The 25,712-nt window shown below is 67.0% G+C and carries 22 protein-coding genes; 5 read left to right on the top strand and 17 right to left on the bottom strand.

Annotated elements, in window-relative coordinates; genetic code table 11:
• The first annotated feature begins 355 nt into the window (after window positions 1-355).
• Entirely contained in the window at window positions 356-1,420 is a 1,065-nt protein-coding gene (locus EF834_RS06105; RefSeq protein WP_127946329.1) for a class I SAM-dependent methyltransferase, read from the top strand.
• A gap of 64 nt (window positions 1,421-1,484) precedes the next feature.
• Here EF834_RS06105 and EF834_RS06100 read toward each other — a convergent pair whose 3' ends face one another.
• The 3 genes from EF834_RS06100 to EF834_RS06090 all read right to left on the bottom strand — a co-directional run bounded on the left by EF834_RS06100 (window position 1,485) and on the right by EF834_RS06090 (window position 4,269).
• Window positions 1,485-2,189: a GNAT family N-acetyltransferase gene (locus EF834_RS06100; protein ID WP_127946328.1), complete on the bottom strand. Its 705-nt coding sequence runs from the start codon at window positions 2,187-2,189 to the stop codon at window positions 1,485-1,487.
• Window positions 2,190-2,298: 109 nt separating this feature from the next.
• Complete coding sequence (locus EF834_RS06095; protein ID WP_127946327.1) at window positions 2,299-3,033, bottom strand: SDR family oxidoreductase; 735 nt, start codon at window positions 3,031-3,033, stop codon at window positions 2,299-2,301.
• Between the two features lie 264 nt (window positions 3,034-3,297).
• A complete protein-coding gene (locus EF834_RS06090) occupies window positions 3,298-4,269 on the bottom strand; it encodes a R2-like ligand-binding oxidase (protein WP_127946326.1) in 972 nt (323 codons plus the stop codon).
• 260 nt (window positions 4,270-4,529) lie between these two features.
• On the opposite strand from EF834_RS06090, the gene EF834_RS06085 reads away from it, so the two are divergent.
• On the top strand, window positions 4,530-5,336 hold the full coding sequence (locus EF834_RS06085; protein WP_127946325.1) for an acyl-CoA thioesterase domain-containing protein: 807 nt from the start codon (window positions 4,530-4,532) through the stop codon (window positions 5,334-5,336).
• Here the strand turns inward: EF834_RS06085 and EF834_RS06080 are convergent.
• From EF834_RS06080 to EF834_RS06045, 8 genes are all read right to left on the bottom strand, one after another.
• Window positions 5,315-6,016, bottom strand: a complete 702-nt coding sequence (locus tag EF834_RS06080; RefSeq protein ID WP_127946324.1) for a sirohydrochlorin chelatase — start codon at window positions 6,014-6,016, stop codon at window positions 5,315-5,317. The genes EF834_RS06085 and EF834_RS06080 overlap by 22 nt on opposite strands.
• A complete protein-coding gene (locus tag EF834_RS06075) occupies window positions 6,013-7,185 on the bottom strand; it encodes a uroporphyrinogen-III synthase (RefSeq protein WP_127946323.1) in 1,173 nt (390 codons plus the stop codon). The genes EF834_RS06080 and EF834_RS06075 overlap by 4 nt, the downstream gene beginning before the upstream one ends.
• Window positions 7,185-7,604 (bottom strand): nitrite reductase small subunit NirD, encoded by a 420-nt coding sequence (gene nirD, locus EF834_RS06070; protein WP_127946322.1) that lies wholly within the window; start codon window positions 7,602-7,604, stop codon window positions 7,185-7,187. The genes EF834_RS06075 and nirD overlap by 1 nt, the downstream gene beginning before the upstream one ends.
• 63 nt (window positions 7,605-7,667) lie before the next feature.
• Complete coding sequence (nirB, locus tag EF834_RS06065) at window positions 7,668-10,208, bottom strand: nitrite reductase large subunit NirB (RefSeq protein ID WP_127946321.1); 2,541 nt, start codon at window positions 10,206-10,208, stop codon at window positions 7,668-7,670.
• Entirely contained in the window at window positions 10,205-11,725 is a 1,521-nt protein-coding gene (locus EF834_RS06060; protein WP_127946320.1) for an FAD-dependent oxidoreductase, read from the bottom strand. The genes nirB and EF834_RS06060 overlap by 4 nt, the downstream gene beginning before the upstream one ends.
• A complete protein-coding gene (locus EF834_RS06055) occupies window positions 11,722-13,860 on the bottom strand; it encodes a molybdopterin oxidoreductase family protein (protein WP_268960935.1) in 2,139 nt (712 codons plus the stop codon). Before EF834_RS06055 ends, EF834_RS06060 begins: the two co-directional genes overlap by 4 nt.
• Complete coding sequence (locus EF834_RS06050; RefSeq protein ID WP_235871051.1) at window positions 13,857-15,236, bottom strand: MFS transporter; 1,380 nt, start codon at window positions 15,234-15,236, stop codon at window positions 13,857-13,859. Before EF834_RS06050 ends, EF834_RS06055 begins: the two co-directional genes overlap by 4 nt.
• 207 nt (window positions 15,237-15,443) lie before the next feature.
• Window positions 15,444-16,691 (bottom strand): MFS transporter, encoded by a 1,248-nt coding sequence (locus tag EF834_RS06045; RefSeq protein WP_127946318.1) that lies wholly within the window; start codon window positions 16,689-16,691, stop codon window positions 15,444-15,446.
• Between the two features lie 80 nt (window positions 16,692-16,771).
• On the opposite strand from EF834_RS06045, the gene EF834_RS06040 reads away from it, so the two are divergent.
• Window positions 16,772-17,494, top strand: coding sequence for a FadR/GntR family transcriptional regulator (locus EF834_RS06040; protein ID WP_127946317.1), 723 nt, complete (start codon window positions 16,772-16,774; stop codon window positions 17,492-17,494).
• On the opposite strand, the gene EF834_RS06035 is transcribed toward EF834_RS06040, so the two are convergent.
• The 4 genes from EF834_RS06035 to EF834_RS06020 form a co-directional block, all read right to left on the bottom strand.
• On the bottom strand, window positions 17,491-18,348 hold the full coding sequence (locus tag EF834_RS06035; RefSeq protein ID WP_127946316.1) for a TIGR02569 family protein: 858 nt from the start codon (window positions 18,346-18,348) through the stop codon (window positions 17,491-17,493). The two genes, EF834_RS06040 and EF834_RS06035, sit on opposite strands and share 4 nt — an antisense overlap.
• A 90-nt stretch (window positions 18,349-18,438) precedes the next feature.
• Window positions 18,439-19,626, bottom strand: coding sequence for an adenylyltransferase/sulfurtransferase MoeZ (gene moeZ / locus EF834_RS06030; RefSeq protein WP_127946315.1), 1,188 nt, complete (start codon window positions 19,624-19,626; stop codon window positions 18,439-18,441).
• 41 nt (window positions 19,627-19,667) lie between these two features.
• Window positions 19,668-20,426 carry an HAD family hydrolase gene (locus tag EF834_RS06025; protein WP_127946314.1) on the bottom strand — a complete coding sequence of 253 codons (759 nt, stop codon included), beginning with the start codon at window positions 20,424-20,426 and terminating at the stop codon, window positions 19,668-19,670.
• 16 nt (window positions 20,427-20,442) lie between these two features.
• Window positions 20,443-21,534 (bottom strand): DUF3152 domain-containing protein, encoded by a 1,092-nt coding sequence (locus EF834_RS06020; RefSeq protein ID WP_206615188.1) that lies wholly within the window; start codon window positions 21,532-21,534, stop codon window positions 20,443-20,445.
• A gap of 281 nt (window positions 21,535-21,815) precedes the next feature.
• Here EF834_RS06020 and EF834_RS06015 point away from each other — a divergent pair, with 281 nt between their 5' ends.
• A complete protein-coding gene (locus EF834_RS06015) occupies window positions 21,816-22,487 on the top strand; it encodes a TetR/AcrR family transcriptional regulator (protein ID WP_127946313.1) in 672 nt (223 codons plus the stop codon).
• A 95-nt stretch (window positions 22,488-22,582) separates the two neighbouring features.
• On the opposite strand, the gene EF834_RS06010 is transcribed toward EF834_RS06015, so the two are convergent.
• Both EF834_RS06010 and EF834_RS06005 read right to left on the bottom strand, forming a co-directional pair.
• Entirely contained in the window at window positions 22,583-22,816 is a 234-nt protein-coding gene (locus EF834_RS06010) for a DUF3107 domain-containing protein (protein ID WP_127946312.1), read from the bottom strand.
• A gap of 125 nt (window positions 22,817-22,941) precedes the next feature.
• The gene (locus EF834_RS06005; protein WP_127946311.1) at window positions 22,942-23,622 is read right to left on the bottom strand and encodes a ferritin-like fold-containing protein; all 681 of its coding nucleotides are present in this window, start codon (window positions 23,620-23,622) and stop codon (window positions 22,942-22,944) included.
• Between the two features lie 485 nt (window positions 23,623-24,107).
• Between EF834_RS06005 and EF834_RS06000 the strand changes: the two genes are divergently transcribed.
• Entirely contained in the window at window positions 24,108-25,703 is a 1,596-nt protein-coding gene (locus EF834_RS06000; protein WP_127946710.1) for a DEAD/DEAH box helicase, read from the top strand.
• The last annotated feature ends 9 nt before the right edge of the window (window positions 25,704-25,712 follow it).

Below are 25,712 nucleotides of genomic sequence, written 5' to 3'. Positions count from 1 at the left end.
CAACTTGGACTAGCGCACAGATGTGAGCGTTCACGGCCGAGACGTCCACCACCAGCGGAATACCATCGGCGCCGGACAGAGCGTGGATCTCCGAACCCGTCCTGCGGAGCTCCCTGCGTTCCACGCTCGAATGTCAAAAAGCCGCGCGGTCGGATTGTTGACCATCTCTGATTTCGTTGTTGACATTCACTCGGGTTACATTGTGGCGCTGCATCTTTCACCGCACACGACGTCTACTTCTCCCACCGCCGACGGGTATCGAGATGTCTTCCACGACCCTGCCCCGAGCCGATCCGACTGCACGACTGCGTCACCGGTTCGACGACGGTGGTCCAGCTCACTTGCGAGGTGTTTAATGAGTGCCATGGCTGGAGACAGCACCGAGCAATTTGCCGAACGAATCATGGGCGTGATCGACGGTGCCAGCACCGCGATCCTGGTCAGCATCGGCCACCAGACCGGACTGTTCGACACACTGGCCGGTCTCGAACCGGCTCCCAGCGCGGAAATCGCCCGCGCCGCCGGTCTGAACGAACGCTATGTTCGAGAGTGGCTGGGCGGCATGGTCACCGCGCGCGTCGTCGACTACGACAGCACCACCGAGCACTACCACCTGCCACCCGACTACGCGGCGGTGCTGACCCGAGCCGCGGGGCCGGACAACCTCGCGCGAGTCGCCCAATTCATCCCGATCTACGGTGAAAAGGAGCAGAAAATCATCGACTGCTTCCGCGACGGTGGCGGCCTGCCCTACAGCGAATATCCGCGCTTCCACACACTAATGGCTGAGATGAGCGGCGAGGTGTTCGACGCCGCGCTGATCGATGTGATTCTGCCGTTGGCTGCGGGCCTGCCCGAGAAGCTGCGCGCCGGCGCCGACGTGGCGGACTTCGGTTGCGGCAGCGGACATGCGATAAACGTGATGGCCCAGAGCTATCCGGATAGCCGGTTCGTCGGAATTGACATCTCCGAGGAGGGAATCTCGACCGGCGCAGCCGAAGCGACTCGGCTGGGCCTGGTGAACGCGACGTTCCAGCAAGCTGACGTGGCCGCACTAGACGCCACCGAGGCCTACGACGTCATCACCGCGTTCGACAGCATCCACGACCAGGTACAACCGGACCAGGTGCTGGCCAACATCTACCGCGCGCTGCGACCCGGTGGTGTGTTCCTTATGGTCGACATCAAGGCCTCGAGCCGACTCGAAGAAAATGTAGGTGTCCCGCTCAGGACCTACTTCTACACGGCGTCGGTGATGCATTGCATGAGCGTTTCGCTGGCCCTCGGCGGCGCGGGGCTCGGGACTGCATGGGGTCGGCAACTGGCCGAATCGATGCTCAAGGAGGCGGGATTCGACGAAGTCGAGGTCGCGGAGATCGAATCCGACCCGGTGAACAGTTACTACATCGCCAGAAAGTGAGCCGGGAACCCTCGACACTGCTGGTGGCTCTGTCGAACCGAAGAGTGACAGGCTGTGTGCTACTTCACCGGTCGACTCTCTCCTGAGAGTGGGATCGAAGCCTCGATGTGAGACGCTGACGCACGTCCGGCCAGTCCTCCGCACTGACCGAGAACATCACCGTGTCGCGGACGGTGCCGTCGGATCGCCGAAAGTGACGCCGGAGAGTTCCTTCATACTGGGCTCCGAGTCGGGCAATGGCCTGCTGCGAGCGGTGATTTCTGGTGTCCGTCTTCATTTGGACGCGGCCGGCGTGAAGGGTGTCGAACGCATACCCCAGGAGCAGCAGCTTGGTCTCCGGATTCACCGCGCTGGACCACACTGCAGGCGTGTAAAGCGTGTAGCCGATCTCCAGGCGGGCATCGTGCGCGCTCACGTCGAGATACGAGCTCGTGCCGACGATCGCACCCGCGGGCAGGCCCGCAATCGCGCGCCGCGTGCGAACAACCCATGTGTTCCAGTCGGGTCGTGTGTGACGGGAGCTGAGGATCTCCGCAAAATCCTGAGGATCACGGGGACGTCCAGGCACGTGAGCCCACACGCCATCGTGATCGAGTGCGCGAAACAACTCAGCTGCATCAGCTGTCGGATCGATCGAATTCAGCTGCACCACTTCACCGGTCAGCTCAGTATCAACAGAGATCGGCCAGGCCAACTGCGGCCAGGGCTCGTCGACGGGGCGCGGATCCCGCACCGGGTCGAATCGGTCCAACTCTGGGATCTGATGCATGACAGAACTATAAAGGTCGATGAATCGTGCCGTCGCAGCCTGGCGGTGCGAGAGCGCACCGCCAGGCTGCGATGTGGAGATCAAGCTCGAACGGAAGCCGAAGACATGATCAGAGGGTGGCAACGTAGTCGTCGAACGATGTCGTGGTCCTGAGGAAGTTGCCCTGTGGGATGAGACCGCCCGTAGCCATCGCTTTTCCAACCTTCCCGGGCATCGTGACCGGTACCACCAGTCGACGCAGGTGACGGGCGGCGACGATCCGGCGCGCCATGTCGACCACCTGCTCCTGCCGGGGACCCGCGATCGAGCGGGTTCCCCATACGGGATCGTGCTGAGAAGTCCGCACCAGGAACTCGGCGACGTCGTCGGCGGCCACCGGCTGACACAGAATCCGTGGAATGGCGACGAACCGCGACTTCGACGCGAGAAGCGGCTCGGGATACTCGAAGAAATGTGTGGCACGGACGATAGTCCACGGAACCGCACTGGAACGCACACGATCCTCCTGTGCGCGTTTACCGAGGTAGTAGCCGAAGTCGATTCCGTCTATCCCGACGATCGACAACGTGACTAGATGACCGACGGCCGCACGCTGTGCGGCCGCAGCCAGATTCGCTGCCGCTTGCTCGAAGTACCGGACAGCTGGACCTGCTCGCATCACTGTCTTGTTCGAAACGTCCACAACAGCGTCACATCCTGAAAGCGCGGCATCGAGCCCGTCACCGGTCATCAGATCGACCCCCGTGGAGCGGGCGACGACGACCGTGTCGATTCCTGCCTGCCGCGCACGCGCGACGACCTTCGACCCCACCAGCCCGGTTCCACCAACAACCGCAAGCCTCATGTTCCCCAACTCCTTTCACGCCCCGGCACGACAATGCATGGGCAACCGTCGATCACTTCATGGACAAGGACGGGGCAGCGCACAGAAAGGTGACACACCGTGTCGTACGTCACCGGAGGGCCCCTGTCGGGGGACACCAACCCGCGTAGTCCAGTCGGGCTATCGAAGGTCGAGATGCGTGCCGCTGCAGCCTGACGGTGCACCGCAGGCCGCCAGCGGGAAGTTGGCGCGAGTGTCAATCGATCCCGCAGGTGGAGATCGAGCTCACGCGGAAGCCGAATCGGCGGCGATCTCTGCAATCGCCGCCTCGTCCTCCTTGCCGAACGTGTCCTCGAGAGTCTCGGGCGAGTAGTCGAGATCGATCTCCTCGACAGGTCGGCCTCGGGCGGACTCGATCGCGCCGAGACGTCGCTGCGCGCGGTCGGAGGCGTAGTCGAGGAAGTCTTGTGGCGCAATGCCGAACGGGGGCTCCTCGAACTGCTCGTTCACCCACTGAATCATGCTCAGCGCGTGTGGAAGGAGCTCACCCATTCGCTCCTGGACGAGGTCCCAGTTGCTGTCGTCGGCGGCGACGTGCCTGCGGCAGGTGAACGTGCCCCACGCCATGTGCCGTCGCTCGTCGTCACCGATCCGACGGACGAGTTCCTGCATGCCGGGCATGATTCCGCGTTCGGTGCACACGCGTTGCCAGGCGTAGTACCCAGTCAGGGCGAGGCTGCCCTCGATGACGTGGTTGTAGGTGACGGAGGCCCGTATCTGGTTGGCCGGACTCGGGTCGGTCTCGAGCAATCGAAGCGACCTGGGCAGCTCCTCGTAGAAGAGGGTGCGGTAGTGGGGGTTCTCGGCGACGAACGGATGCAGGTCGCCATCGAGACCCACCGTGTCCATCCAGCGGCGGAACACCTGGACGTGCTTCGCCTCCTCGAAGCAGAACTGCGTCAGATACATCTCGTCGCCGAACCGGCCTTCCGCTGCCATCGCCTTCATGAACGGCTGAATGTCCTCGGTCACCGCTTCCTCGCCGGCGAGGAACTGCGTGCACAGGTAAGTCGCACTACGCCTTTCCTCGCTGTTCAGTGCCTGCCAGTCCTCGGCGTCCTGCGTGAAGTCCAGGTCCACGGGATTCCAGAACTTCGCGTTGCCCTTGACGAACAACCTCAACGGGAAGGCATCCCAGTTGAGTCCGCCCTTGCGCAAACTGCTGAAGCTCTGTCGGTCGACTGGTGTCATGGTCATCTCGGAACCTTCCTCCCGGCCTGCGTCGACGGCTGTCTCGCACGCCTCGAGTGCTGGACCAGAATGCGACGGTCGTCCCGGCGTGCCCGATCTGTTCTCACCGTAGACCGGCACTGTGCGGATCGGGCGCACTTCCCGCGCAACGGCACGCGCGAACTTTCCCCGGAGGGCGATGTCAGCCACCGACGGCAATGTCGTATGTTGCGATAAGTAGCGGTGACCACATGGTGGCCGAGAACGTGCTCAGGAAGTAGGTGCGGATGAACGAATCGGTCGGGTTCCTCACTCGCGACGGCGAGGGCTTCACCCCGCTCCCGCTGGGTATCAGCCGCTGGTCGTCGGACATGATCATCGGGCCGGCGTTGTGCGGCATCCTCGCCCGTGCCATCGAGGACGAGCACGGTGCGGAAGGGTTCGTTCCCGCGCGGCTGACCGTTGATCTGTTCGCACCTGCACGCGCTCAACGACTCGATGTCGTCACGCGGGCGGTGCGCGACGGCAACCGTATCCGTGTCGCCGACGCCGAGGCTGTCCAGAACGACCAGGTCGTCGCCCGCGCTTCGGTGGTGTTCCTGCGGCGTTCGACGCAACCACCGGGTGAGCTGTGGACCCGCCCGGAGAGCCCTCAGCCCCCACCGCTCGACGTCCTCCAACCATTGCAGGCACCGTCAGTTCCGTGGCTTGGCAGCGACGACCATCCGGGAGGCTGGTCGTCGTCATTCATCGACCACCAAGGCGCGAGCCGAAAGCGCATGTGGCAGTATCAGATTCCTGTCGTCGCAGGCGAAGAGCCGTCTCCGTTCGTGCGGGCCGCGATGGTGGGGGAGGCGACGAGCCTGATGACGAACTGGGGCACCGAGGGTGTCGGGTTCATCAATGCCGATCTGACGCTGGCGCTCTCCCGGCTCCCGGAGGGCCCGGAGATCGGCCTCGAAGCCGACAACCACCTCAGCATCGACGGAATCTCGGTCGGCTCCACCACGATTTTCGATCGGCTCGGCCCGATCGGCACGTGCGTTGTCAGCGCGCTGTCGAACGCGGCGCGTCAGATCGAATTCTCGAACTGATCCACACGCGGGGCCGCCAGCAGGTACCGAGAGGCGACGATATCGACGATCGCGGGGTGCGTTCCGAGCGGTGCCGTGACGCCGTCGGCCCCGGACTGCGCGAGTCGGGCGTGGAAGAGTCCCGGTGCCAGCAGATACGACGCGACGAACACGCGGCGCTCCCCCGCCGACCGCAACTGCCGCACCACATCCGGCACCGTCGGCGTGCCGGTCGCGATGTAGGCCACCGGCACCTCGCGCTGCACCCGCGCCGACAGCATCGCCGCGGCGCGTCGGACGTCGTGACGGGCTCGCGGGTCCGAGGAACCAGCCGCCGCGAGGACCACGGAATCTCCTTGCCGCCAACCTGATTCGCGGAGGCGTTCCTCGAGAACCCGCGCCAGTGACGGGTGCGGCCCGAGTGCGCGCGTGATGGATACGCGGGGGTGAGCACTCTCGATCACGCCGCGCGGCACGTCCGTGTGGACGTGATAGCCCGACGCCAGGAACGCCGGGACCAGCACCGCGGGACCATCGACATCACGCAGCACCTCGGCCGGTGACGGACCCAGCACGTCGACGAACGCTGTGCGCACGGGCCCGACCCGGTCGGCGACCGCGTCGGCCAGCGCCGCCACGGTTTCGACACCGGCCTGGCTGCGGGTGCCGTGTGCGACGAGAACCAACTCCGCACGACTCATGCCCGACTCCCCTCCAGCACTCGCTCGTACTCCGCCGGTTCCAGCGCCAGCCGGTAGCCGCGCTTCACGACAGTCTGCACGGCCTTCGGAACACCGAGGTGGCTGCGAAGGCGGGCGATGGCCGTCTCGACCGCGTGCGGGTCCTCGCTGCCGCCCGGAAGCGCGGCGAGCAGGTCCGTGCGGGAGACGACCAGGCCCGGCCGCTCCGCCAATCGCCGGACCAGTGCCATTCCTGCCGGCGAGAGCGGCTTGACCTCACCGTCGACGACGACGCAGTTCCCCCGCACACTCAGGTCGTGGCCACCCGCCCGTACCCGGGCGGCCCGACGTGGCAACTCATCGGCGATCTGCCGAGCCAGCGAACCGAGCCGTGCCCGTCCAGGAGTGATCGGGCGAACCCCGACGGCCTCGAGCGGCGCGGCCGTGACCGGCCCGACACAGGCGGCCATCACCTGGCCGTCGAGTGCCTGCAACAGCGGCTCGAGAACACCGGTCTCCTCGGCCCGCTCCAGGATCGACGCCACTGCCGGTGCGCTCGTGAAGCTGAGCGCGTCCAGGGCACCGGAGGCGACGGATTCGATCAGGCGATCCACCGCGTTGTAGTCCTCCGGGGGCATCCAGCGGTACACCGGCACAGCGATCACTTCGGCGCCCGCCGCGCGCAGCACGGCGCAGAAGTCGGGAACTGTTTCCCATTGCGTCGACGTACCGTGCAGCTGTACCGCGATCCGTCGCCCCTCGACGCCTTCCGCCAGCAGATGATCGAGCAGCTCCGCCGACGACTCCGAGTCGGGGGACCACTCCTCCCGCAGGTCGGCCGCACGGACGGCTCCCTTGGCCTTCGGTCCACGCACCAGGATGCGGCTCGTGCGCAGCGCGGTCAGTAGCTTGTCGGCCCGCCCCCAGCCTTCCGCTACACCCATCCAGCCCCGGAAGCCGATACCCGTCGTCGCGATCGTGACATCGGGCGGGTCCGCGATCACTTCCTCGGTGGCCCGAGCCAACTCGGTGTCGTCGGCGAGCGGGATGATCCGGATGGCCGGCGCGTGCACTACATCGGCGCCCCGGCGCGTGAGCAGCGTTGCGAACTCCTCCGCTCGCCGCGCTGCCGTGATCCCGACAGTGAACCCTCTCAGCTCGTCGCCGCTCGGCGGCCCCCAGCCGCTCATCACGCCTCGACCGGGGTCGTGCCAACCTGCACGACGTCGTCGGCGTCCTCCGCGACGACCCGCACCGGATAGACCGGTAGGTGCACCGACTCGTCGTCGAGGCAGCGTCCGTCGACGAGCGAGAACACCTGCTTGAGCAGCGGCGACGCGACGGTCGGCTCGCCGTGGCGATCACCGACGAGCCCCCGCGACATCACCGCGGCCCTTCCGAACGGGTCGATGTTGCCGACGGCCCGCAAGCTCCCATCGGCCAGCAGGAATAGGGCCGCCTGGCTGCCGTCCGGGAGCAGCACGGCCGCGCCGCGTCCCGGAATGAGGTGGCTCCGGCTACAAGCCGTCGTCCAGTACCGATCCTCGGCCGCCGCGTGCGCCTTGTGGGCACCGACATCGCTGGACACCTGACTTTCAATCACTGTCATCGCAGACCTCCCTGTGCTGTGTCCATTGAAAAGTCGAGGTGTTTCGGCGGCGTTAATCCTCGATTACCTTTCCTGCCGGCGGCCCGGCACGTCCGGAACGCCCATCATGACCGGCACTTTTCGCGGGCCGGAGTCATCGAAGCCGACTGTGGGATCGGGCACATCGGGCGCGTTGACGAACGATACGAACCGCGACAGCTTCTCCGGGTCCTCGAGCACGCCCGCCCACTCGTCGCTATATCCGGCGACGTGCTGGGCCATGGCCGCTTCGAGATCCTCGGCGATACCAAGGCTGTCGTCACACACGACGGCCTTCAAGTGATCGAGACCACCCTCGAGCGATTCCATCCACGGCGCGGTGCGCTGCAGCCGGTCCGCGGTGCGCACGTAGAACATGAGGTAACGGTCGATGTAACGGACGAGGGTCTCGTCGTCGAGATCGCCGGCCAGCAACTGTGCGTGACGCGGGCTCTGGCCGCCGTTGCCGCCGACGTACAAGTTCCACCCGTTCTCGGTGGCGATGACACCGACGTCCTTGCTGCGGGCCTCCGCGCACTCGCGCGCACACCCCGACACCGCGAGCTTGATCTTGTGCGGTGCTCGCAGACCCCGGTATCGGTTCTCGAGCCGCACCGCCATACCTACCGAGTCCTGGACGCCGTAGCGGCACCAAGTGGACCCGACGCAGCTCTTGACGGTGCGCAACGACTTGCCGTACGCATGCCCCGACTCCATCCCGACGTCGACCAGTCGCTGCCAGATCTGCGGCAGCTGCTCCACTCGCGCGCCGAACAGGTCGATCCGCTGTCCGCCGGTGACCTTTAGGTAGAGCCCGAAGTCCCGGGCGATCTCCCCGATCGTGATGAGTTGCTCGGGAGTGCATTCACCGCCGGGCATCCGCGGTACCACCGAGTACGTGCCGTTGCGTTGCATGTTCGCGAGGAAGTGGTCGTTGGTGTCCTGCAGCGCCGCCTGCTCGCCGTCGAGGACGTGGGCGGACGACCCGCCGTCGACGACATTGTCCGCCGACGTGGACGCGAGGATCGACGCCACGACTGGCTTGCAGATGTCGCAGCCGGTTCCGGTTCCATACCGCGCGATCAGCGCCGAGAAGGTCCGGGTACCGGTGGCGCGGACGATCTCGAACAGTTCGGCCCGGGACTGGGTGAAGTGTTCGCACAGCGCCTTCGACAGTTCCACCCCCGACGCCGCGAGCAGCGACTTCACGGTGGGCAGGCAACCGCCGCAGGTGGTGCCCGCGTTGGTGCACGACTTGACTGCGGCGAGGTCGTTGGCGCCGTCTGCGATGGCGGCGCAGATCTCTCCCTTGGTGACCGCATTGCACGAGCACACCTGCGCGTCGTCGGGAAGACTGCCCGCACCGGGCTTCTCGCCCGCCGGCGAGATCAGCGCCGCGGGGTCTCCCGGAAGTTCGCTTCCGACCAGCGGGCGCAGCGACCCGTACGCGGTCGCGTCGCCGACGAGGACGCCGCCCAGCAGTGTGCGGGCGTCGTCGGAGACGACGAGCTTGGCGTAGGTCCCCTTCGCCGCGTCGCTGAGAACGACCTCGAGGGCGCCGGGCGTGGTGGCGTGCACGTCGCCGAAGCTCGCCACGTCGACCCCGAGCAGCTTGAGTTTGGTGGACAGGTCGGCACCCGGGAACACGGCCTCGCCGCCGAGTAGTCGATCCGCGACGACCTCCGCGGTCGCGTATCCAGGCGCGACGAGTCCGTAACACCGGCCCTCGACCGCGGCGCACTCGCCGACCGCGAAGACAGCGGGATCGGATGTGACACAACCAATGTCGGTGAGGACTCCACCCCGCTCGGCGATGTCGAGGCCGGCGTCGCGGGCCAGCTGGTCGCGCGGGCGAACACCCGCCGAGAACACCACCATCCCGGCGTCGATCACCTCACCGTCGGACAACTCCACCCGCACCCCGGCCGGTCCGGGCGTGATCGACGCGACCCCGGTCCCGGTGTGGACCGTCAGGCCGAGGTCGGTGACCAGCCGGGCAAGCAGCGTGCCGCCGCCCTCGTCGACCTGCAACGGCATCAGCCGGCTGTTGTGCTCGACGACATGCGGCGCCATCCCGAGCTGCCGAAGCGCGTTTGCGGCTTCGAGTCCGAGCAGCCCACCACCGATCACGACACCGACGGCCCCGGGACCGGCCGCCTCGGCTCGGGCCCGGATGTCGTCGAGGTCATTGAGGGTGCGGTAGACGAAGCACAGATCGTGCTCGCGTCCGGGCACCGGGGGCACGAACGGGTACGACCCGGTCGCGAGGACGAGCGCGTCGTAGCCGAGGACATCGCCCTCCGATGTCGTGACGGTGCGAGCCGCGCGGTCGATCGACTCGGCGCGCACCCCTACCCGCAGGTCGACGGACGCATCGTCGGCGAAACCGTTGCCCGCCAGGGCGAGTTCCTTCGCGTCCCACGAGCCGACGTACGACGACAGCGCCACCCGGTCGTACGCGGGCATCTCTTCCTCGCACAGCACGGTCACCGACCACGTGTCGGCGTCGTCGCGCGCCCGCAGCGCCTCTACGAACCGGTGCCCCACCATGCCGTGTCCGATTACGATCGCGGTCCGTCCGCTCATGCCGCACCTTCCTTCTGTGCCGGTCGGGTGTTGTCTGTGTTGTCGGCGTAGCCGGCGTCGCCGTCGTTCGAGGGATCGGCTGTTCGCAGCCACTCGCAGATGCCCTCGACCGCCGAACTGCAGCCTCCGCAGCCCGTCGTGGCGCGGGTGGCGTTTGCCAGCGCCGGCACCGAACGTGCCCCCGCTCGCCACGCGGTCGTCAGATTCGCCTTGGTGACGGAGTTGCAGCGGCAGATCACCGCACTGCCGGGCATGCCGGCCGGGCTGGCGGACTCCGCCGACGCGGATCCGCGGCCCGTCAGCAGCGCCATTCGGTCCTGCGGCACCGGTAGCTCTGCGTCGAACAGCTGGGTGATCGTGCCGACGACGTCGGGCGTGCCCAGCAGCACGGCGCCGACGATCCGCTCGCCCGAGACGACGAGCTTGGCGTAGCGGCCGCGGGCCGGGTCGGCGACGACGAGCACTTCGCGGTCGTCGTGCGGGTCCGCGCTGTACAGGTCGGCGGTCACGTCGCCCATCGAGGCGAGGTCGATGTCGTGCGCCTTGAGCCGGGTGACCGGTGGAGTACCGACGTATTCGGCATCCGGGTCGGCACCGACGATCCGGTCTGCGACCACGGCGGCCTGATCCCAGCCGGGCTGCACCAGGCCGTACACCTCGCCGCGGTGCTGTGCGCACTCCCCGATCGCCCACACATTCGGGGCGCTGGTGCGGAGCGCGTCGTCGACGACGATGCCGTGGTCCACGACGACTCCCGCCTTCCGGGCGAGGTCGGTCTCGGGCCGGACACCGGCGGTCAGCACAACGAGTTCGGCGGGCAGCACGCTACCGTCGTCGAGGACGAGCTCTCTACCGGCGTCGCCGTCACGCAGCGCAACTGCTCGCCGCTGGAGCAGGAGCTGCACCCCCAGACCGGACAGGACGCCGCTGAGGACCCTGCCGCCGCCCTCGTCCATCTGACGCTCCATCGGCACCTCGTTGGGATGCACGACGGTGACGTCCGCCCCGCGCAGCAGCAGGCCGCGGGCGGCCTCGAGGCCGAGCAGGCCGCCACCGAGCACCACCGCCCGGCACCCGGGCCCTGCCGTGTCCGCGATACGGGCGCAATCCTCGACCGTCCGGAACGTGACGACGCGCTCGTCGTCGGCAGCCATTCCGTCGATCGGCGGCACGAACGGCACACTGCCGGTCGCGAGGACGATCTCGTCGTAGCCGAGCGCAGTGCCGTCGTCGCACCGCACGATCCGGGCGTCCACGTCGATCTCCGTTGCCCGCACTCCGACGCGGACATCCACGTCGTTTCGGGCCCACCAATCGTCCGGGCGCAGCCGGATGTCGCGGGCCGTGATGCTGCCCGCCAGCACGTTGGAGAGCAGAATTCGGTTGTAGGCGGCCCGGGGCTCCTCCCCGAGCACGACGATCTCGAGTCGGTCCGAATCCCGCTCGCGTCGGCGCAACTCCTCGGCCAGCCGGGCACCGGCCATCCCGTTGCCGACGATCACAACACGTGTACTCATGACGCCACCCCCACACGCGGTTCGAGTCGGACCGCACTCACCTTGAACTCCGGCATCCGACTCGTCGGGTCGAGCGCCGGATTGGTCAGCAGATTCGCGCGACCGTCCCCGGCGAAGTGGAACGGCAGGAACACCGTGTCGAGCCGCATCGACTCGTCGCACCGCACCGTGACCTCGACCCGCCCGCGACGGCCGAGCACCACCGCTTCGTCGCCGTCAGCCACCCCGGCCCGCGCTGCCGTATCGGGATGCACCTGCACGAACATCGGTCCGGCGGCTTCCGTCAATTCGGACACCCGACGGGTCTGCGCGCCCGACTGGTAATGCGCCAGAACGCGTCCCGTGGTCGCCACCAACGGGAAGTCGGCATCGGGTTCCTCACTGGGACCTCGATGGTCGACCGGCGTGAACCGCGCACGCCCGTCCTCCGTTTCGAAGCGGTCCAGGAACAGCCGCGGCGTCCCGGGATGGTCGACGGCGGGGCACGGCCAGTGCAACGACTCTCCTTCGTCCAGACGGTCGTAGGTGATGCCGGAATAGTCGGCGACGCCTCCGGCGGACGCGCGTCGCAGTTCGTCGAAGACCTCGCGTGGCGCGGTCGGGAAGCGCGACGCCGGTTGCCCGAGACGAACCGCCAAGTCCTGCAGAACCTCGAGCTCGCTACGCGCCTCGCCGGGGGGCTCGACGCCGCGACGGCGTCGCAGCACCCGACCTTCGAGGCTCGTCATGGTGCCCTCCTCTTCCGCCCACTGCAGCACCGGCAGCACCACGTCGGCCATCGCCGCGGTCTCCGACAGCAGGAAGTCGCACACCACGAGCATGTCCAGTGACTGCAGTCGGTCGACGACGTGGCCGGCGCGCGGCGCCGACACCGCCAGGTTCGCCCCGTGCACCATCAGCGCGCGGGGCCCATCGGGCTGGCCCAGCGCGTCGAGCAGTTCGTACGCGCTGCGCCCCGGCCCCGGAAGCTCGTCCGGGTCGATGCCCCACACCCGTGCAACGTGTTCGCGCGCAGCAGGATCCGTGATCTTGCGATAGCCGGGCAGCTGGTCGGCCTTCTGCCCGTGCTCGCGTCCACCCTGACCGTTGCCCTGTCCGGTGACGGCGCCGTAGCCACTGCCCCGCCGTCCGGGAAGCCCCAACGCGAGCGCCAGTCCGATCCACGCGGAGACGGTGTCGGTGCCGGTCGCGTGTTGCTCGGTGCCGCGCGCGGTGAGCACGTAGCTGCCGGTGTCGGATTGGCGGGAGCGGGACAGGATCTCCACGGCCCGACGCATCGCCGCCACCGGTACGCCGGTGACGCGCTCGGTGCGTTCGGGCCACCACTGCGCCGCCGCGAGCCATGCGTCGTCGAAGCCGGTGGTCCGAGCGTCGACGTACTCGCGGTCGAGGTGTCCCTCGGTGACCGCCAGGTGCAGCATCCCCAGTGCCAGCGGCAGATCCGTGCCGGGTGCGAGCTGGAGGTGCAACCCGCCGCCGGCAAGCGCACGCTCGACGGTGGGAGTCCGACGAGGATCGGCGACGATCAGCCCGCCGGCCTCCGCCGCGGCGGTGAGATGACCCACGAACGGCGGCATCGTCTCGGCGACGTTGCCGCCGACCAGCAGGATCGCCTTGGCCGACGTGAGATCCGAGACCGGGAACGGCAGCCCCCGGTCCAGGCCGAAGGCACGGATCCCGGCGCCGGCGGCCGACGACATACAGAACCGGCCGTTGTAGTCGATGTTCGACGTACCCAGGGCCACGCGGGCGAACTTGCCGAGCTGGTACGCCTTCTCGTTCGTCAGGCCACCGCCGCCGAAGATCCCGACCGCGTCCGGGCCGCCGACCGCCTGTGCGGCCCGGAACCCGTCGACCACCCGGTCGAGCGCTTCGTCCCACGACGCGGGCCGCAGTTGTCCGGCTTCCCGGATCAGCGGGGTCTCGAGCCGGTCGGGGTGGCGGAGCAGTTCCGCGCTCGTCCACCCCTTCTGGCACAGCCCGCCGCGGTTGGTCGGGAACTGGCGGCCGCGCACGCTCACCCCGGATCGTCCGCCAGGCGTGAGCGCCATGGCGCACTGCAGCCCGCAGTAGGGGCAGTGGGTCTTCGTCGGAGCGGCCGCCGCCTCGGTGGCCAGGGGTGCTGCGGACGTCACGACTTCACCGCGATCGGTTGTCCGGCGCCCTCCTTGGCGGCAGTGCGGCGCACGAACACGAACCACGTCACCACCGCGCACAGGACGTAGAAGCCGAGGAACACCCAGAACGCCGTGGTCGCCGACTTGGCGGGGCTGAGGTACGAGGCCCGCAGCACCAGGTTGATCCCGACTCCACCGAGACCGCCGACCGCGCCCGCGAACCCCATCAGTGCGCCCGACATGTTGCGCGACCAGGCCTTACGACCCTCATCGTCGAGACCGTCCAGCGTCTTCGAGCGAGCCTCGAAGATCGAAGGGATCATCTTGTAGACCGAGCCGTTGCCGATGCCCGAGAGCACGAACAGTGCAACGAAGCCGACCACCAGTGCCGTCATGGCGGTGCCAGACGCGGCACCGGGAGTAGCGTCGTCGATCGACCCCGCCACGACCAGGATCGCTGCGGACAGGACCATCGCCCCGAACGTGTAGAGGGTGATGCGGCCACCGCCGATTCGGTCGGCGAGTCGACCGCCGAACGGACGCGAGATGGAGCCGAGCAGCGGTCCGAGGAACGCGATCTGTGCGGCGTGCAGCGCCGCCTGCGCCGGGGTGTCCCCGCCGGCGAGGAAGTTGATCTGCAGGACCTGACCGAACGCGAAGCTGAACCCGATGAACGAGCCGAAGGTGCCGATGTAGAGGAAGCTCAGGATCCACGAGTCGCGGAACCGCAGCGTTTCGAGCATCGAACGCAGATCGGCCTTCTGATTGCCGAGGTTGTCCATGAACAGCGCCGCACCAACGGCCGCGACCGCGATGAGCACGAGGTAGATGGCACACACCAGGTACGGCTCAGTGTTGCCGACGGTCGCGATGACCATCAGGCCGACCAGCTGGATGACCGGCACGCCGATGTTGCCGCCGCCGGCGTTCAGCCCGAGCGCCCAGCCCTTCAGCCGTTGCGGGTAGAACGCGTTGATGTTGGTCATCGACGATGCGAAGTTGCCACCGCCGACGCCCGCCGTAGCTGCTGCCAGCATGAACATGGTGTATGACGCGCCCGGGTTCAACACGAGCCACAACGTGAGCAGCGTCGGGACCAGCAGCAAGAGCGCGCTGAACACCGTCCAGTTACGGCCACCGAAGCGGGCCGTCGCTACGGTGTACGGGATCCGGAGCAGCGCACCGACGAGTGCCGGCACGGCGACGAGGAAGAACTTGCCGGCCGCGTCGATGCCGTACACGTCGAACGGCATGAACAACACCATCACGGACCAGATCGACCAGACCGAGAAGCCGACGTGTTCGGCGATCACCGACCACACGAGATTTCGGCGGGCGATGTCCTTTCCGCCCGCTTCCCAGGCATCGACGTCCTCGGCGTCCCAATGCTCGATGTAGTGCCCGCGAACTACCGGTGCCGCGGAGCGCGCGTCCTGATCTTGTTTGGGCTGATCGGAGAGAGTGGTCACCTGGGCCTCCTACCTGTATCGGAGACCCCAAGGTAAGAGGCGGGTGTTGCGTCAGTGCTGCCCCTGATGACCCGTCCGTCAACAGTCCCTCACGCGCGCGAATCAGACCTGTGAGATCGACGAACTCGCTGGTCAGGCCGCTCTAGCGCCCCATGTGTCCTCGAGCATACGAGGCTTACATGCCGCCCATGCCGAGATCAGAACGACGGCGACCGCGAGCCCGAGCAGGGCAAACGGCACTTCCCACCCACCCGTGGACTCGTGCAACACACCGAACATCAGCGGCCCGATGCACGCGATTGTGTAACCGACGCCCTGCGTGAAACCCGACAGTGCAGTCGAACCCGCTTGGGTGCGGGTCCGCAGGTTGATCAAAGTCAGCGACATCGGGAACGTGCTCGGCCCGAGGCCGATCGCGACCACCCACAAGATCGGCGCCGACATCGGAACGATCAGCAGCCCGGCGAATCCGACCAGGTAGCAGATCGCACAGCCGACGACGATCGGGAACGGATTGGGCATCCGCTCGCACAGTCCCGGAGCGACGAACGCGGCAATCAAACCCATGAACGCGAAAAGCGCCACCATGATCCCGGCGAACGACGCGCTCGCACCGGCTGCGGTGAGGATCTCCGGGATCCACGTGAACATCGAGTACGTGATCAGGGCCGTCGTGCCGAACATGAAAGCCATGCCCCAGCCGACCGGAGAACGCCAAACTCGCCCGGGCCCCCGCGACTCGGCGGGCAGCTTCCTCGGTGCGGTGTCGGCGCCCGCCCCGGGTTTGCGGGCGAGCACCATCAGCCACGGCGCGGCGGCCGCGAAACCGAGCAGGGACCACACCCCGATCGAGACCCGCCAGTCGAACGAGTTCGCGAGCGGCACCGCGACTATGGCCGGGACGATGGTGCCTGTCTGCAGACCCGCGATATAAATCGAGCTCATCAGCGCCACCCGATCGCTGAAGTATCGCTTGACCAGTGGCGGGATGACGACGTTGCCGATGCCCATGCCACCGAGCGCGAGCGCGGACAGAGCCAGCAGCGACCACGTATCCGACACCATCGCGCGGGTGAGCATGCCGGCGCCGGCCATCGACATTCCGAGCAATGCGGTCCATTCGTGCCCGATACGGCGCGCAAGCGCCGGTGTGAGGAGACCGAACACCGCGAACATCGCCGTCGGCACCATGCCGAACACACCGACGACCGTGGACGAGAAGCCGAGTTCGTCGCTGATCTGCGACGCGAGGGGAGTGAACGAGGTGACCGCGAGTCGCAGTGAGAGCGCCGACATGGTGATCGCGGCGAACACCAGAATGCGCCCCTTCAACAGGGGCTGTGGTCCTCGTGTGATCGGTGCACACGCCGCCGCGGTCATCCAGCGCAATCATAGGATGACCGGATGATGGTCGCAAAGCAGTACGGCGCACCAACCGATCGCCTAGTATCAGTAGCACAGTGCAACCCGTGCGCCGCAGAAGCCTGATCACGCAGGTCACCAACCAGCTCCGGGAAGAAATCCGTTCCGGACGATGGCCGGTGGGCTCGCGGATCCCGACCGAGTCCGAGCTGGCCGAAATCGCCGGGACCGGGCGCAACACGATCCGGGAGGCGGTGCAGGCTCTCGTCCATGCAGGTTTGCTCGAGCGGCGGCAGGGGTCGGGCACTTTCGTTCTAGCCAGCTCCGAGGTGGGCGGCACGCTCGGCAAGTTCTTCGCCAGTGCTGAGGAACGCGACGTCATGGAACTGCGGCAGAGCCTCGACGTCACCGCCGCCCGTTTGGCTGCGCAGCGTCGCACCGACGATGACATCCGGGACTTACGTACGCTGCTCGAGACACGCACTGTCACGTGGGACACGCAGGATCTACGTGATGCGGTCGCTGCCGACGTCGCGCTGCACCGCGGCATCGTCGTCGCCAGCCACAACCACATCTATCTAGAGTTTTACGATTCGCTCCTCCCCGCTATCGAGGCGATCGTCTACAAACATTCCTTGGCTACCGGGGCCACATTCCATGCCGAACACGCCGAGTTGGTCGAAGCCATCATCGTCGGCGACACTCGCCGCGCAGTCCGGGCCGCGCAGTACTTCTTCGACGAACTTCGCTCCGAATTCTCTGACGAGGAATCGGAACCTACCGCCGAACAGCAACCTGCGTCGAGAGTCCAGCCGAGCTAGAGGATCAATCGAACCAGCTCAGCGGTACGGACGAGTCCGGGCAATGCCTCAGGGGTGGATCGCGGGTGCAGGGCGTGCACCGCGAGCCGGAACAGCAAAGCGCGGAGCAACATCTGTGGCCACTCGGGCAGGTCCTCCCACCGCCCGATCAGCCCTTCGTCGGCGCCGCCCCATGACAATGCATCCACGACGGTGACACCAGCGGCCCACACCGCCGGTCGCCAGTACGGGGTGAGATCCGTGACGGCCGGCGTGGTGCTTCCCGAGAACAGGACGGTGCCGAACAGGTCTCCGTGGACGAGTTGGTCGGGTGCTCGCACCGGCTTGCGCAGCGACGCGAGCTGACCGATCAGTTCGATGCTGCGCTTGCCGTCCCCGGACAGACCCTCGAGCGCACCGACTGCACGGGCACTGCGCAGCGGGACCGTCTCCCACGCGGCACGGTCGGCTGCGACGAAGACGTCGACGTCGGCCCACGGCGCGACCGCCGGCTGCATCAGGAATCGGGGACGCGCGAGCTGCGCCGTTGCGGCATGCAGGCGCAGCGACAGCGACACAACCTCGTCGTATCGAGGTTCCGGGGCGCCTTCGATGTATGTGTTGGCACACCAGCCGGACACCACGTAGCGGCCATCGCTGGCACGCACTGGTCGAGCCAGGCGCACTGCGTCTACGGCCAGAGTCTCGCGAACCCTCGCGGACCATGCGGCGCGTGCGTGATCGGCCACCGGGGAGAGGACGACGTCGCCGAGGCGCCAGCCGCCGTCCCAGCCTGCTCCCGATGCAACCACCAGCTCGACCTCGCCCAAACCGAAGATCGAGCAGATGTGCTGTGGAGGTTGTCCAGAGCTCACGGCGGTCACGCTACCGCCGCAGACCATCCAATTCGGTGAGGCGCGCTGCGTCCGGAACACCCTCAGTGAAACGCCCTCAGTGGAACGCCGTCAGTAGACAGGTAGCGACGGATCGACCTGATGTGCCCACGCGACAACTCCGCCCTGCAGGTGCACGGCGTCGGCGAAACCGGCCCTGCGCACCGCCACCAGCGCCTCGGCTGAGCGAATACCGGTCTTGCAGTGGAGCACCAGGCGCTTGTCCTGCGGAAGGTCCGCGAGGGCCTCACCGGACAGGATCCGATCCTTGGGAATCAGCGTCGCACCTGGCAGATGCACGATGTCCCACTCCACCGGTTCCCGGACGTCCACGATCGCGATGTCGGCGCCGCTGTCGATCAAATCCCGCAGCTCGAGCGGGGTGATCGCCCAGCCCTGCCCGGTGTCGGCGACAGGTTCGACTCCGCAGAAAGCGTCGTAGTCGACGAGCTCGGTGACCGGCACCCGATCCGGGTCTCGGCTGAGCGTCACCGTGCGGTAGCTCATCGCCAGCGCGTCGTGGATCATCAGGCGGCCCAGCAGCGACTCCCCGACGCCGGTGATCAGCTTGATCGCCTCGGTCGCCATGATCGAACCGACGGACGCACACAGCACACCGAGGACACCGCCTTCCGCGCACGATGGGACCGTTCCCGGCGGCGGCGCTTCCGGGTACAGGTCACGCAGAGTGGTGCCGGTTACGCCGTAGCCCTCCGGGGGGTCGTCCCAGAACACCGACACCTGTCCCTGGAACCGGTAGATCGAGCCCCACACGTACGGACGGTGGGCCAGCACCGCCGCATCGTTCACCAGGTAGCGGGTGGCGAAGTTGTCGGCGCCGTCGAGGATCAGGTCGTACTGCTCGAAGACCTCGACCGCGTTCGACGCATCGAGTCGAAAGTCGTGCAGCCGGACGTCGACGTGCGGGTTGATCTCGCGGATGGACTCGCGAGCGCTCAGAGCCTTCGACCGCCCCACGTCGGCGGTGCCATGGATGACCTGCCGCTGCAGGTTCGACTCGTCGACCACGTCGAAGTCGACGATGCCGATCGTCCCGACCCCGGCCGCTGCGAGGTACATCAACGTGGGCGAACCCAGCCCGCCGGCACCGATCACCAACACGCGGGCGTTCTTCAGCCGCTTCTGCCCCGTCGTACCGATGTCGGGAATGATCAGGTGGCGGCTGTAGCGCGCCACCTCCTCACGGCTCAGCTCCGCCGCCGGCTCCACCAACGGCGGAAGTGAACTCCTTGCAGGCACCACACGCTCCTGACATCGACCGGTCAACCCTCTTATCCAGCCTATGCTGCCGCGAACCGCACCTCGAGATCGCTCAGGTCCGGCACCACGACGTCGGCTCCGGCCTCGCGGAGTGCATCGGCGTGATGGGTGCGATCGACACCGACGACCACCGCGAACCCGCCACGCCGGCCGGCCTCCACGCCCGCCAGCGCGTCCTCGAGCACCACGCACGTCCCGGCATCGAGGCCCAGCCGCCGAGCCGCCTCGAGGTATGTCTCCGGCTCGGGCTTGCCGGCAAGTGACAGCCGGTCGACGTCGAGGCCGTCGACGCGGGCGTCGAAAAGGTCGGTCAGCCCCGCGGCGTCGAGCACACGCACCGCGTTGCGGCTCGCGGTCACGAGGGCAACCGCCACGTGCGCCGCACGCAGTCTCCGGATCAATGCCACCGTGCCGGGGAATGCCTCGACCCCGTGCTCGTCGAGTTCATGAAGAAACATCTCATCTTTGCGTGCCGCGAGCCCGCACACCGTATGCGCGGTCGGTGGATCCGACGGCGTTCCGTGCGGGATCTCGATCGAGCGCGACGCAAGGAACGACGTCACGCCGTCGACACGGGGGCGGCCGTCGACATATTCAAGATAGTCGTCGGCGGAGAATGGCGCCTCTCCCCGGCCGCGCTCCTCGAGGAAGCCGTCGAACAGCCGGGTCCAGGCTCGCTCGTGCACACGCGCGGTGGCGGTGACGACGCCGTCCATGTCGAACAGGAAACCGGAGCACGCGACGTCACCGATATGGGCGACGGCGCTCCGGGCGGTCACAGTGAGGCCCTGCCGCTCAGCCGCGCGGGTACGGCCACGGGTTGAAGCGGCACACCTTGCCGTCCATGGGCACCACTCCCTCGGGGTCGAGCTTGGCGATGTCGTCGTTCGCGGTGCCGAACGTCTGTTGCATCATCACCGGCGCCAGTCCTCCCTCGCTCTCGCACGGCTGGTGTGCCTGGTAGCCGATGGCATGCCCGACCTCGTGGTTGATCTGGTACTGCCGGTAGGAACCGATGTCGCCTTGGAACGCGATCGCCCCCCGCACCCAGCGGGGCTCGTTCAACACCACCCGCCCGATGCCCGGGTTGTAGCAGGACACCTCGAGTTGGATGTCGTAGCCGCAGGCCTCGCGGATGGTCATCTGGGAGGTCAGCGAGATCCGGAAGTCCGGGCCGTCTCCCCCGGGCGCCAACGCTGGGTCGCTCTGATCGATCCGACGGAACGCCCACCGGGGATCGTTGGTCCAGCTCTTGGGATTGCCGAGCGTCTGATCCACCATCCGGCCGAACGACTCGTCACCACCGAAGCCGGCCGTGTCGACGCCGTCCTCGATCTCGACGGTGTATGTGAACACCCGCTCGGTCCCTTCACCGACCTGACCGGTGGTTCCCGGGACGACGTGCCACGTCCGCGCACCGACCACCGCGAACGGTCCACCGTCCGGCAGCGCTCCCGAGGGAATGGTCTCTGCGAAGTTGCCGTCGGCAAGTGGCGGAACACCGATGATGCCCGTGGCCTCGGAATGGCTGAGCTCGCCCAATCCCGGAGCGTCCGGCGCGGCGGATTCGGATTCGCCACCCCCGCGGATCGCGTCGACGACGACCAACACCGTCACGATCACCAGTATCGGAATCGCGTACGCGCGCCAGCCGTATGTGGCGACGAACCTGCCGAGCCGACTCTGCTTCTTCACACCCCGATCGGGACGCGGAGCGCGCGGACGACTGCTGGTACGGCGAGTGGGATCCCACTGAGCACGCAGCGGCTCGTGCGGGTCCGGCAGTAGCCCCGGATCGGAACCACGAAGTCCGGCATCGTCCGGTGTCCGGTGGCCGGACATCTCGGGAACGGCGGCCCTCAGGCGCGGTCCTCCTCGGTCACTCACCCCGCCAGAATCTCACAGTCCGCGTCCCCTTTCACCCGGCGCGCCGGATTGTGAGAGGTGGCCTCGCACACGCGCGCGCTGAGTGAGATGCTGGAATACTTACTGAAGGTAAGGCCCGTCACGACAAGCGATTGGCGAGAGATCGACATGTACGGACGAGTCAGGTTCGACGAATACCGTCGAGAAGCGTCCGGGCATCGTACAAATGATTTATCTTTCACTGAGGCGTTCCTGAGAGGTCGAACACCGAACGAAGTAGCTTTGTGCAGATTGGGAGCAACATGACTGAACTCGCAGATCGGACCAAGGCCGATCGCGCCGCAACGAAAGCGGACGGTCAGGGTGCCCGTCGCAGCACCCGGCTACCCAGGGATGCACGGCGCCTCCAGTTGCTCGCGGCAGCCAGCGAGGTCTTCGTCAGCCGCGGCTATCACGCCGCCGGCATGGACGAGATCGCCGAGTGCGCCGGCGTGAGCAAGCCCGTCCTGTATCAGCACTTCCCCGGCAAGCTGGAACTGTACGTCGCCGTACTCCAGAGCTATGTCGACAGCCTCATCTCGGGTGTGCGTCAGGCGCTGCGCTCCACGACGGACAACAAGCAGCGCGTCCGGGCAGCCGTGCAGGCATTCTTCGACTTCGTCGACAATGACACCCAGGGCTTCCGTCTGGTGTTCGAATCCGACCTGATGGGCGAACCGCAGGTGCAGCGTCGGGTCGAGCAAGCCACTGAAGCATGCGTCGATGCCGTCTTCGATCTGGTTGCGCACGACTCGGGCCTCGACCCCTACCGTGCCCGGATCCTGGCGGTCGGATTGGTCGGCGCCAGTCAATTCACCGCCAGGTACTGGCTCGAAGCCGCACGCCCCATTCCCAAGGAAGAGGCCGTCGACACAACCGTCGCGCTCGCGTGGGGTGGCCTGTCACACGTGCCGTTGCACGTCGGCAGCAAGTAGGTCGGCAGCAGGTAGTAGAGCAGCAGGGCCCCGGATAGGCGAAGGGGCGCGTAGCCGCGGATTACCGCTGCTACGCACCCCTTCGGCGTCTCGGTCTAGCTCGCGGGAGCGAATCCGACCTTGCGGCTGTCCGACGGGCCGATCTCGACGTAGGTGATCCGGCTCGCCTGGACGAGGAACTTGCGTCCCTTGTCGTCGACAAGTGAGAGGACACCCTCCGCCTTACCGCCGAGCGCGTTCGTCACGAGGGATTCCACCTCGTCGGACGTCTGCGCGCTGTTGACGACGAGCTCACGCGGGCTGTCAGTTACACCGATCTTGACCTCCACGGTCAACCTCCGAACTCTACGAGCGCTTTAGGGCTGTCCCGGCCAGGTTAGTGCAGTGTCCGTCTCGTCTGCCCGCTCCACCGCTGTGCTGAGAGCGAACACGCAACCTTCACCTCGGACCGAAGTCAGACCAGACCCAGCACGGCCATCCGTTCGGCATGCTTGGCCTGCATGTTGTCGAACAACGCGGCGACGCCGTTGAGGCTGCCGGTCGCATTCATCACCAGATCGGTCAGATCCTCCCGCTGCGCCAGCACGAACTGCGCCTGAGTGATCGCCTCACCGAGTAGCCGGCGACCCCACAGCATCAGCCTGTCCTTCTCCGTCTTGCTGACAGCCACCGCAGCTCGCACCTCTTGGACGACGAACTCGGAGTGACCGACCTCGGCAAGCACCTCACGGACGATTTCGCCGACCGCGGGGTCGAGGGAGTGGGCGATCTCTCGGTAGAAGTCGGCGGCTATACCGTCGCCGACGTACGCCTTGACGAGAGACTCCAGCCACGTCGACGGGTCTGTGGACGCATGGTAGGCGTCGAAGGCACGCACGAACGGGGCCATCGCCGCGTAGGTCTCGACTCCGCGATCGGTCAACGCCTTCTGCAGGATCTCGAAATGCGACATCTCCGCCGCCGCCATGCTGGCGAGAGCGACCTTCCCTTGCAGCGTGGGGGCCATCCGAGCGTCGTCCGCCAACCGGTAGAACGCCGAGATCTCACCGTAAGCGAGCACCGCGAACAGTTCTGCCACACCGGGGTGATCGGCGGCGATGGTCGGTACGGACGACGTTGGCGAATCGGCTCCCATGAGGTCACAGCCTAGTCCGTACGGTGCCGGTCACAGGGTCGACGGGACCCGCCGAGAATCGTGACATAGGCCATGAACCTGCGAGGGTGTCGGCCTCGAACCGCTACAATTGTCGCGGGAGACCGTAGCTTCAGACAGTTTCACAGGTTCCAGACCCGGTTCCGGAGCTGACGTCCGAACTGGAATGCAGAGACGATCCGGGCGGACGATGTGGTCGATCACGATGATCCGATCGATCCGAACGTGAAGCCAGAGACGCGTGAGACAGAGGCACGTGAGACAGAGGCACGTGAAACAGCAACACGTGAAACAGCGACGAACTCCCGGACAATGTGCGCGCACCTGATCGACGGCGCCCACCCGTTGCTCGCCGAGACCGACACCGGTCCTCACGCTGACGCAGTGGCCGACACGATGGCCGGGTGGCACCGACGCAAGAGGGCACCGACATCGGCCGACTTACGGCCTGGCCCCCGACCTCGTGCGTGCGTGCCGATACGAGGAAGGCCAGTTCCCTGAGCAAGATCACGATCGACCACGAAGACAGCAACCATGCGGCCACCGCGACCACGCTCTCGGCGCAGTTGGACGAGACGCACTCCGCCCCGACCTTCGCCGAACTCGGTGTCCGTGACGAGATCGTCAAGGCTCTCGGTGAGATCGGAGTCGAACGCACCTTCGCCATCCAGGAGCTGACGCTGCCGCTGGCACTCGCGGGCGACGACCTCATCGGTCAGGCGCGCACAGGCATGGGCAAGACCTTCGGCTTCGGCATCCCACTGCTCCACCGCATCTCCACCGCCGATTCGGGCACCGCACCGCTCGACGGCACGCCCCGCGCGCTCGTCATCGTCCCAACGCGTGAACTCTGCCTCCAGGTCACGCAGGACCTGGAGAATGCGTCCAAGTACCTGAAGTCCGACAAGAAGCCGCTGAGCGTCCTGTCCATCTACGGCGGTCGGCCTTACGAGCAGCAAATCAGCGCGCTCCGCAGGGGGGTCGACGTCGTCGTCGGCACCCCCGGACGCCTGCTCGACCTCGCCAACCAGGAGCATCTGATCCTCGGCAAGATCGGCGTCCTGGTTCTCGACGAGGCGGACGAGATGCTCGACCTCGGCTTCCTGCCCGACATCGAGCGCATCCTCGGCATGGTCCCCGACAGCCGCCAGACCATGCTGTTCTCCGCAACCATGCCGGGGCCGATCATCACCCTGGCCCGCACGTTCCTGAGCCAACCCACGCACATCCGCGCCGAGGAGCCCGAGTCCTCCGCGGTGCATGAGCGCACGAGCCAGCACGTCTACCGGGCACACGCCCTCGACAAGGCCGAGATGATCGCGCGCATCCTGCAGGCCGAGGGCCGCGGGGCGACGATGATCTTCACGCGGACCAAGCGCACCGCGCAGAAGGTCGCCGACGAACTGAACGAGCGCGGCTTCAAGGTAGGTGCCGTGCACGGCGACCTCAACCAGGTCGCTCGCGAGAAGGCGCTCGGGGGATTCCGCAGCGGCAAGGTGGACGTGCTCGTCGCAACCGACGTTGCTGCCCGCGGCATCGACATCGACGACGTTACGCACGTCATCAACTTCCAGTGCCCCGAGGACGAGAAGACCTACGTGCACCGGATCGGCCGCACCGGCCGCGCGGGGCGCACCGGCACTGCCGTCACGCTGGTGGACTGGGACGACGTCCCGCGCTGGCAGATGATCGACAAGGCGCTCGAATTGGGGCTCGCGGACCCGGTCGAGACCTACTCGAGTTCACCGCACCTGTACGAGGACCTGGACATTCCGGCAGACGCGAAGGGTTCGGTACGCAAACCGCGCGCCGAACGTGCCGCGAAGGATGGCGCCGCATCGTCCGAGGACGCCGAGAAGTCCGCACCCAAGCGCAATCGGGTCCGTCGACGCACGCGCGGCGGCAAGCCGGTCGACACGCGCGCAGGCGCGCCAGTCGAAGCCGCGGAGAGCGCTATCGGCTCGTCGGACGCCCCCCGCCGTCGTCGCCGGCGGCGTCGTTCCGGCGCGGCGACCGGCCCGACCGACAGTGACTCGGTGAGCGTTTCGGCCGCCGCGGAGTAGATCCGGGTA

Origin of the sequence: Rhodococcus spongiicola, assembly GCF_004011835.1 — a bacterium.
Taxonomy (GTDB): domain Bacteria; phylum Actinomycetota; class Actinomycetes; order Mycobacteriales; family Mycobacteriaceae; genus Prescottella; species Prescottella spongiicola.
This window is presented reverse-complemented; position numbering and strand designations above follow the sequence as displayed.